This is a genomic window from Streptomyces silaceus (assembly GCF_001419745.1).
Lineage (GTDB): Bacteria > Actinomycetota > Actinomycetes > Streptomycetales > Streptomycetaceae > Streptomyces > Streptomyces silaceus.
Window position 1 is genome coordinate 1 of sequence record NZ_LIRJ01000431.1, and the last position, 5,367, is coordinate 5,367.

Annotated in this window: 5 protein-coding genes; 1 reads left to right on the plus strand and 4 read right to left on the minus strand. The window is 68.5% G+C overall.

Going from position 1 to position 5,367, the window contains the following annotated elements; genetic code table 11:
* Nucleotides 1-145 precede the first annotated feature (145 nt).
* A complete protein-coding gene (locus AOK22_RS32580) occupies nucleotides 146-1,792 on the minus strand; it encodes an RHS repeat domain-containing protein (RefSeq protein WP_482255563.1) in 1,647 nt (548 codons plus the stop codon).
* A gap of 110 nt (nucleotides 1,793-1,902) precedes the next feature.
* A complete protein-coding gene (locus AOK22_RS32585) occupies nucleotides 1,903-2,805 on the minus strand; it encodes a LysR family transcriptional regulator (RefSeq protein ID WP_055702319.1) in 903 nt (300 codons plus the stop codon).
* A gap of 188 nt (nucleotides 2,806-2,993) precedes the next feature.
* On the opposite strand from AOK22_RS32585, the gene AOK22_RS32590 reads away from it, so the two are divergent.
* Nucleotides 2,994-3,299 (plus strand): DUF1330 domain-containing protein, encoded by a 306-nt coding sequence (locus tag AOK22_RS32590; RefSeq protein WP_055702320.1) that lies wholly within the window; start codon nucleotides 2,994-2,996, stop codon nucleotides 3,297-3,299.
* A 180-nt stretch (nucleotides 3,300-3,479) separates the two neighbouring features.
* On the opposite strand, the gene AOK22_RS32595 is transcribed toward AOK22_RS32590, so the two are convergent.
* Nucleotides 3,480-4,142 (minus strand): SMI1/KNR4 family protein, encoded by a 663-nt coding sequence (locus tag AOK22_RS32595; RefSeq protein WP_055702321.1) that lies wholly within the window; start codon nucleotides 4,140-4,142, stop codon nucleotides 3,480-3,482.
* 106 nt (nucleotides 4,143-4,248) lie between these two features.
* On the minus strand, nucleotides 4,249-4,467 hold the full coding sequence (locus AOK22_RS32600) for a hypothetical protein (protein ID WP_055702322.1): 219 nt from the start codon (nucleotides 4,465-4,467) through the stop codon (nucleotides 4,249-4,251).
* Between the last annotated feature and the right edge of the window lie 900 nt (nucleotides 4,468-5,367).

Consider the following 5,367-nt stretch of genomic DNA (forward strand, 5'->3'; position numbering starts at 1 on the left):
TTCCCCTCCCACCCCGCAGCGATGCACCAGGTGCCGAACACCCCGACGGCCAGGATCACGACGATGCCCCCAATGGGGCCACTCTTCCTGCGGGCGACCGCCATCGGCTTTCCCGTGCGACGCGTAATCGCCTTCCACGTGTTGATCATCCGCAGAGTCCCTGACCACCACTGAACCCACCGGCACCGCAGCCAGCCCAGCCCATTCCTGCATTTGTACTCATATTGCGCCCAGTCTGCCCCCAGTCGATGCCGCCCTTAGGAGCGGGGGGCCGGGTGTTGCCGCGCCACAGGGGAGCCCGGGGCCCAGAAGGCCCCCCGGTGAACGCGCTGCCCCTCCAGCTGCCTGCCAGGGATCGGCCGGCTGTGCCGCCGAGACCGAGCCAGACGGTCTGGGTGGCGAGCTTGGTGTAGCTGAGCTTGTCGTTGTAGGCGTCAGCGCCATTGTCCGCCGCGATCAGGACCCCGCCTGCGACCGCGCACCAGCCGGCGCTGGCCATCACGCACGTAACGAACGCGCCGCCCTGTGCGTAGCCGCGCCAGTGCTCCTTGACGTGACTGACAGCCTTGCCGCCGGTCTTGTTCCAGGCTTCGCCGAATTCGCCCTTCTTGATGTTGCTCCAGAGGCTGTCCTTGCGGCGCCGTTCGGCGTCCTGGCGCTTCTGCGTCTCCCGGGCCCTGGCGTCGGCCCTTGCCTTCTGGGCCTTGGGTGAGTCGTAGGCCGCGAAGGGCTTCGTGTACTTCCTGGCGACCGCCTGGCTTGAGTTCGCGATTTGGAACTGGGCGCGCTGGGTCGGAGTTGCCCTGCGGTACCACCGGTTCAGTGTGCGGATGGCCTTGCGGGCCGTCTTGACGATCTTGTTGATGGTCTTCTTGATCCACTTTCCGACGCTGAAGAACTTGCCGTCGGGGTCGGAGTGGACGACCGGGTTGTTGTTCCCGTACGTGTAGCCGTGCATCTGCTGCGGGTCGGCCGTGTCCATGACCGGGTCGACGGAGATGAAGCGGCCGAGTGTGGGGTCGTACTCGCGGGCGCCGAGGTGGGTGAGACCTGTGTTGTCCGTGGTGCCGCCCACGAAGCCCTTGTCGCCCGGCCAGTTGACGGACTGGGCGGTGCGCTGTCCGCCGAAGATGTGCATCTTGCGGCGGGTGACGGCCTGGCCTGTGCCCAGGAGGACTGCGGTGGTGGCCGTGCCGAGGTGGTCGGAGAGCAGAACGCTGACCTGGCCGCCGGTCTTCACCGCGACCGTCTCGTCACCTGCGGTGTAGTAGCGGGCGCTGGACTTGGTGCCGTCCTTGTTCAGGGTGAGTTCGTTGCCGCCTGGCAGGTAGAGGGTGGTGGCGTTGGGCGTCTTGGCGAGAATGCGGTCGCCGTCGGCGCCGTAGAGGTACTCCGTGGCCTTGCCCGCCTCGACCACCTTGGCCAGGTGGCCCTCCGCGTCCCAGGACAGGCTCTGCTCGCGGCCGCCCGCGGCGCGGCTGGTGGTGTTGCCCGCCGCGTCGTAGGCGTAGGTGTCCGTGGCGCTCTTGCCCGCCGACTCGTTGGTGACGGAGGTCAGTGCGCGTGCTTGCGCGCCCTTCTCTCCGTAGGAGTAGGTGCGCTTGACGTCGTGGGTGGCCAGCGGGTCGCCGTTGATCTTGTGCTGGGTCTCCGTCCGGCGGTTGCCGATGGCGTCGTAGGTGAAGGTGTGCCAGTACGCGTCCGGCCCGCCGACCTTGGGGGATTTGCCGCCCTCGCCGTCGGCGGCAGGCTTGGCCGCGCAGTTGTCCTTCGCCGTCCAGGCGTTGGTGATGCGGCGCCATCACCGTGACGTCCGCCGGGTGCAAGGTCTTCGGCCTCGCCACCAACGGCGTCCGTCTCGCTTGACCTCTTGCGCGTCCGTCTCACTTGACCTCTTGCGCGTCAGTCCGGCAGCCAGTGCAGCTCGTGCGCCAGGGTTTTGGCGACGGCACGGATGCGGCGGTGCAGCGGCGACTGCTCGCGTGGGAGGACCAGGTGGATCGTCAGGCTGGGCGCGCCTCGCAGCGGTCGCCAGGTGAGACCGGCCGGTTGTGCCGTGGCCGCGGCTTCTCCGGCCGGGGCGAGGGTGACCCCGTCGCGCAGGTCGCGCTGAGACATGTCGAAAGAGACTGCGGGCGTGTGGAATCGGGGGTGTGGTCGGGTGTCTCGGAACAGTGCGGACAGCTGATCGTGGATCACGGGGTTGGCCGCACGGTCCGGGAGTCGCAGCGGATACGCGGCCGCGTCGGCGATCTCGATCTCCGGGTGTTCGGCCAGCGGATGGTGCTGCGCCAGCTGGACCCCGATGCGCGCACGCCGCAGGAGGACCCGGCGCACGCCACGGCCCGGCTGTTCACCGCGGGTGATCCCGGCATCGATGCGGCCGTCGGCGACCGCGGGAGTGATCTCCGGTGTCGCCATCGGGACCGCGCCGACCTCGAGTCCGCTGTTGCCGCGCATCAGCCTGTCCACCAGGGCCGGTGCCGTCTCGGCCCCGGTGCTGAGGCTGTATCCGATGCGCAGCGTGCCCAGTTCACCGGCCGCCGCGCTCCGGGCGGTGTCCCATGCCCGGTCCAGCGCCGCCAGCGCGGGCGGTGCGGACTCCGCCAAAGCCACACCGGCCGTGGTCAATACGACGCTACGCGTGCTGCGGACCAGCAGGGCCGTACCGAGTTCCGCCTCCAATCGGCGCATCCGGGCGCTGAGTGCGGGCTGGGCGATACCGATCCGTGCGGCCGCGCGGGTGAAGTTCAACTCCTGCGCCAGCACCAGGAAGTACCGCAGGCTCACCGTATCCGGCGCCACGTGCCCCCCCTGCCGATTGATAACGATCCGTTCTGACTCTATCCCGTACCGGTCTTTCCCTCGCCCGCATATCAAGCCCTAACCTGCGCATATGACGATCCAACTGACCGCAGTATCCGTCGTCGGGATCGATCGATCTGAGTGTCAATTCGACGTCGGACGTGTCCGGCCGAACACAGGAGGTCTCCATGGCTAAGGGCTACTGGGTCAGTGTCTACCCCGCCATTTCCGACCCTGAGAGGCTGACTGCCTACGACAAGCTGGCAGGCCTGGCTGTCCAGTCTGGGGGCGGGCGCGTCCTGTCCCGCCTCCCGTCCCGTGGCGGTCGAGTCGTCGCCCACGAGGCCGGAATCACGCAACGGGTCGTTCTGATCGAGTTCGACAGCTTTGAACAGGCCGTCGCGGCATACGAGAGCGAGGCATACCAGAAGGCGCTGGTGGCCCTACCCGACGGCGTCGAGCGCGACTTCCGCATCATCGAAGGCATCGACTGACCGGGCGGGCCCAGCCATCGCCGAGCATCCGTAAGCCGGCCGCCTAGCCACACCACAGGCACCGCCGTCACCCGAAAGCTCGGGCTCGATGGGCTGCCCCTCCGGTGCACCATGACCATGAAGTAACAGGCACTGTCTGACCGCCGGTGCGGGCCCCGAGAAGGCTCGCACCGGCTCGCCTTACGGGCGGATGAGCTGCCAGGAAACTTCCCGGCCGTCTTCGGGGTCGATCCACGCCAGACATCCCAGCGCCAGCACCGGCCGGCGCTCCCCCAGCGCTTCCAGCAGCGGCCCGCCGCCGGTCTCCAGCAGTTCGCAGGCCGCCTCCAGGTAGGCCGAGATGGACAGCCATTCGGGGGAGAGATCCGTTCCGGTCATCGCCGACCAGTCCCCCACGCCCTGCAAGGTGGGATCTGCCGAGTGCGCAACCTCCATGCCGAACTTCCCGGCGCCGCTGGGCTCCTCGGCATCGAGGAACGACACGAACTCGGCACCTTCCCACGGGTCGGCCTCGCCCGGGCCGACCCGCAAGCGCTGCCACAGCGCGGGCTCGGGCGCCAGGAGGTTTCCCCCGGGCAGAAACTTGCCCGCCCACAGCTCGCCGTCCTCATCACCCGGCACATCGACCTTCTCGACACCGCCGCACACCTGCCACAGGGCTTTCAGCTCAGGCGGGAACCCGAAGGCGAGCGCATGCACCAGACGGGCTTCCCCAGCACTGATCGCCTCGTCGCTCGCCGGGGGCAGCAGGGAAGCGTATGAGGAGGGCGCGTACTCGGCCAGCCATCCGGCCAGCCGGGCCCACGCCCCGCCCACCAGCTCTATCGCGCTCTGGTCAGACATCCCATCAACCTACAAAGGCGACCGCCCGTCAACGAGGCAATCGCGGACCTCGGCCCGCGGCCCGGGCTCAGGAACCCTGGCTGCACTCCTGGTTGTCGGGCGACCCTCACTCGCGAGGATGGTGATGCCCGAGCAGGCCGAGAGCCGTCAGCACGCAGACGCAGAGCGTCATCCAGCTGATGAACGCGCCGCCGCCGTACAACACTGCACCGGCTGGCGGAGCCCCAGCCTCATGCGAAAGTACCCCCGCCACCACCGCTACCAGCAGCGACGACATGAACGACAAGAGCGTGAGAAGCACCTGGACGGGAAAAGTCAGCCTCACCAGTCGATCCCTTCACGAAGGTGGTCGACCAGTCGGCGGGCAGCCTCAGCTCGACCACCGCTTGCGATGGCCTGCTGAGGCTCTGCGACGATTAGAGACTCATGGTGCTCACTGCTTGTCGAGTCGGAACACTGTCCCCCATCGGACACGTCGCCAGTGCTCCGTGACTCTCGAATGAGCAAGGGGCAGCGTAGCGCAGGGCGTTGAAGGTCGCTACCACCCAAAGCTGAAGAGCGGCCGGGTGGCGCGGCGCGGAACTCCAGTGTGCCGACGGCGCGTTCCCAGGTCGTCGACGACACCACGGCCAGGCACTCGATCGCACTGGGCATGAGGCAGCTGCCTGCCGACCGCGAGGTAGGCGGTGCCGGCCGAGGTTCCGGCGGAGTGCGCCCGGCGTGAACTCGACCGCTGGGAGAACCTGTCGGCCACCGCCGCTCCGGTCGGGATTCGCGGCGTCGTCCGGTGCGGACAGCCGGCGCACGGCATGCTTCTGCGCCGCCGGGCCCGCACCGACTTGGCCACGACCGGCACGCGCCGGAACGGCGAAACCACGCGGTGCTGCACACGCCCGTGGGCGACTACCTGCTGGTGACGGGCAAGTTGGTGTCCGAAGAGGACTTCGAGTCGACCCGCGCGCTACTGCGCACGGGCGGCGAGAGTGCGGCGTGGTGACCCAGCCGACGCCGCCGCTCGTCGCCTCCGGCCGCTCCGGTGATGCGGTCTGCGTATACGGTCCGCTTCTCTTGAAAGCCCGCCCCGCTGATACCCCGCGCCCCGCCTCCGCGCTATCCATCCCGTGGCACACGGGTGCCGGTGGGCCGCCGTGCGATGCCCCAGCGCACCAAGTAGTTGCGAACCGTCGAAACACTCACCCCGTACCGAGTGGCCAGTTCGCGTAAC